We start from the raw sequence: 2,970 nt of genomic DNA, 5'->3' as shown, positions 1-2,970 counted from the left end.
TACTAAACGTCGGGACATATAAACAGTTATAAGGCTGGTCTGGGTTGACCTGTTAGATTCAGTCAGGGGACTGAAGACCTTACTAGGCGGTTATTTCGGGCATTTGGTTCCCTATTTCATGCCTAAACGTTTCGCACTACTGTCTCTTAGCTTATCAAAATTTAGTGATCAGGGAGTCGTGACTTACCCCTACCTTCTGTTATCCTTATTAGGCAATACGTCCCTGTTCTCTACCCGATCAGGCGATCGCAATTCGTTGATCAGGCGACAATTGTTGTACTGCTTAAATAAGCTGTTCTAAAGTTACGCGAATAGTTCTCATCGATTTTGCTTTAATAATTTACAATTTGCTCTATTTAACTCTCAACACGAGCTACAGGAGATCGCAATAACTACTAGGATGCGCTTTTCGATAGCGTAACGCACCAATTTGATGATAAAGTTAGTGCGTGGGGTGCGGATTGTTAATTTAGGTTTTTTATCAGAGATTATCGCCGTCTAACACACCCTACAAGATCGGCGTACTGCTAGGCAGTGCCTTCGGCATCGCACTATTGAGCATTCAGGTTTCTGAGAATTTTTTGTGCTAAAAATTCTTTGATTTCTGTATGTCGTGGTACAGCTTCAATGACCCCAGTTTGAGGGTTAATCCAAAGAGAATGAGATGCACCCTCTCGCTTAAGATAACAACCAGCTTTCCGCAACTTTTTTTCTAATTCTTGACGTTTCATGGAATGGAAATTGTCTCCTCGATCGCTTCTTTTGGTAGTCCTCGACGAATATCAGCCAAACGATCTTCAAAAATTAGTTGAATAGCACTTTTTAAGCTTTCTTTGGCTTCTTCAATGGTTTCTCCTTGACCATTTGCACCTAGGACTTCAGGACAAATCGCCCAGTATCCCCCTTCTGTTGCTGCTTCAATGATGGCGGTTAATTCTCCTTTCATGACAATCTCCTTTGATAATTTATGAATTATTCGATAATTTATGAATTAGCGTGCTGCTACGCAGTGCCTTCAACATCGCACTCTCAACCAAAATATCACAAGATCACGACACAAGATTAGAGCATCATGGGGATGATGTTGGGTTGAGTACCGATCACCCAACCTACAAGATCAGGCGATCGCACTGATATTGATTGAGAAGAAATAACAATAAATTGTTCAGGAGATAAAATTACATTTTCATAAGTAAAACCACCAATGACTTTAGGATTAGAAATCATTAAATCAATAGCGTATGCTTCAGGATTAGGATAGCATTCAACCATTGCACCAATTGTTCCTTTAGGAATAATTAAATCTGAAAAATCGGCGGTTATATCTATTAAAGTTTGAATCGAATCATTAATTTTTGCTTTCATTATGTTTTGCTCCTTTAGCTGTAAACTTCTAACCAGTTTGTAATTAATCTAGGAATAATTTTGCCTTGATCTATTTGCCAGATTGTGATTCAATTTCCTTGCCCTCCATTAAAACCTTTGATCCTAATTGTAACTTTTAATCTCATACCATAGGGATTATTTTTGCTTTTATAGGCTGGTGCATAAGGTAAAATTTGACGAATTTGTTGAATTATATCTTGAGTTGCAATTTGACGGCCTTCTTGAGTTTCAACAGAATAACCTATCATGGCAAATCCCATCCATTTTCCTTGATTTTGAGGGTTGTTAGGTTGCAATGAGTAATCGGTAAACTTTCGCAATTCTATTTCGGCTTGATCTGCATTTGGTAAGGGCTCTCCTTCTTTCCAGCTAATACTCATATTACAATCTTACAAATGCTCTGAATCAAGCTCTGGGATTAGAGTATCATAATTTCAGAGCATAGGGTTAAGATTCCTGATTATATGAGCAAAGATAATAAAAATCATTCGCAGTTTGAGCTAAACGAAGTGCCACCCAACCCATAACATGAAGAATAATCGGGGGATGATGTTGGGTTTCCGTTGTCAACCCAACCTACAAGATCAGGCTTATTTTTCAGGGATAGCGGATAAGATAGCTCGCAGTGCTTTGTTTACATCTTCAGAATTTTTGAAAACTTTAGCGACATCTGGTTCTAAGGTGACAGTTATTTTTATTTCATTTACCTGAGAAGCAAAACGATTAGGATGAGCCTTAGTATAATCAAAGTTATATTCAGGAAGTAGGTCATCTTGTAAATTTTGTTTGGTTTCAGAATCCTGTGTATTTTTCATAGTCTTGGCGTTCTTTTTGGGTTGTTAAACGTGCGCTGATAATACGAATCATTTGATTTCTTTCAGTAAAACAAACTACTAAAAGACGATTCTTGTCATCGTGTCCGATAATAATTTCTCGTTTTTCACCGACCGAATGCCACTCATCATCAAAAATGTAGGCTAAAGGATCTCGAAAAACAGCCTTGGCTTCTTCAAAATTGATGCCATGCTTTTTGAGATTAAGTTTTGCCTTGGGGTTATCCCACTCAAATTGTAAGTTCATAAACTCAATTCTAGTTCAATCTCCCCCTAAACAGCGCACTCTCAAATTTTGTCGTTGTCATACTCCCAAGGTATCATAGCTAGTGGACTGTTTCAGTTAATTTGGTGTATTAGAAAAATGCTATAAATTCTATAATCTAAGACTTTAAGCCGAAATCTATTGTCCTATTTTAGCTGAAACAGTCCAGTAGGGTGCGAAGCGCGTAAGCGTAACGCACCAATTTAATGATGAAGTTGGTGCGTTACGGCGGATTGTTAATTTGAGTTTTTTAACAGAGATTATCACCGCAAACAAAAACATAAATCGTAGGGTGCGCCATTCGATAGCGTAACACACCAATTTAATGATGAAGTTGGTGCGTTACGGCGGATTGTTAATTTGAGTTTTTTAACAGAGATTATCGCCGCAAACAAAAACATAAATCGTAGGGTGCGCCATTCGAAAGCGTAACGCACCAATTTAATGATGGAGTTGGTGCGTTACGGCGGATTGTTAGATGAGGAG

The 2,970-nt window shown here is 38.2% G+C and carries 6 protein-coding genes; all 6 read right to left on the bottom strand.

What is annotated here, in order from left to right; all coding sequences use genetic code 11:
* Positions 1-551 precede the first annotated feature (551 nt).
* Positions 552-731 (bottom strand): type II toxin-antitoxin system HicA family toxin, encoded by a 180-nt coding sequence (locus IM477_RS18470; protein ID WP_002782277.1) that lies wholly within the window; start codon positions 729-731, stop codon positions 552-554.
* Complete coding sequence (locus tag IM477_RS18465; RefSeq protein WP_287732985.1) at positions 728-946, bottom strand: type II toxin-antitoxin system HicB family antitoxin; 219 nt, start codon at positions 944-946, stop codon at positions 728-730. Before IM477_RS18465 ends, IM477_RS18470 begins: the two co-directional genes overlap by 4 nt.
* A gap of 116 nt (positions 947-1,062) precedes the next feature.
* Positions 1,063-1,365: a hypothetical protein gene (locus tag IM477_RS18460; RefSeq protein ID WP_287732984.1), complete on the bottom strand. Its 303-nt coding sequence runs from the start codon at positions 1,363-1,365 to the stop codon at positions 1,063-1,065.
* Positions 1,366-1,454: 89 nt separating this feature from the next.
* Positions 1,455-1,766: a DUF6883 domain-containing protein gene (locus IM477_RS18455; protein WP_287732983.1), complete on the bottom strand. Its 312-nt coding sequence runs from the start codon at positions 1,764-1,766 to the stop codon at positions 1,455-1,457.
* A 210-nt stretch (positions 1,767-1,976) separates the two neighbouring features.
* Positions 1,977-2,201, bottom strand: coding sequence for a hypothetical protein (locus IM477_RS18450; protein ID WP_002782285.1), 225 nt, complete (start codon positions 2,199-2,201; stop codon positions 1,977-1,979).
* On the bottom strand, positions 2,179-2,466 hold the full coding sequence (locus IM477_RS18445) for a BrnT family toxin (protein ID WP_079206059.1): 288 nt from the start codon (positions 2,464-2,466) through the stop codon (positions 2,179-2,181). Before IM477_RS18445 ends, IM477_RS18450 begins: the two co-directional genes overlap by 23 nt.
* Positions 2,467-2,970: the final 504 nt, after the last annotated feature.

This window comes from Microcystis sp. M090S1 (genome assembly GCF_020246295.1).
In the GTDB taxonomy this organism is placed as follows: Bacteria; Cyanobacteriota; Cyanobacteriia; order Cyanobacteriales; family Microcystaceae; genus Microcystis; species Microcystis aeruginosa.
Note: the sequence above shows the minus strand (reverse complement) of the source record. Positions and strands in the feature narration are given on the sequence as shown.

Excerpts from the sequence above, each read along its gene's own strand:
- IM477_RS18470 (WP_002782277.1), bottom strand. The coding sequence starts at position 731 with ATGAAACGTCAAGAATTAGAAAAAAAGTTGCGGAAAGCTGGTTGTTAT.
- IM477_RS18445 (WP_079206059.1), bottom strand. The coding sequence starts at position 2,466 with ATGAACTTACAATTTGAGTGGGATAACCCCAAGGCAAAACTTAATCTC.
- IM477_RS18455 (WP_287732983.1), bottom strand. The coding sequence starts at position 1,766 with ATGAGTATTAGCTGGAAAGAAGGAGAGCCCTTACCAAATGCAGATCAA.
- IM477_RS18460 (WP_287732984.1), bottom strand. The coding sequence starts at position 1,365 with ATGAAAGCAAAAATTAATGATTCGATTCAAACTTTAATAGATATAACC.
- IM477_RS18450 (WP_002782285.1), bottom strand. The coding sequence starts at position 2,201 with ATGAAAAATACACAGGATTCTGAAACCAAACAAAATTTACAAGATGAC.
- IM477_RS18465 (WP_287732985.1), bottom strand. The coding sequence starts at position 946 with ATGAAAGGAGAATTAACCGCCATCATTGAAGCAGCAACAGAAGGGGGA.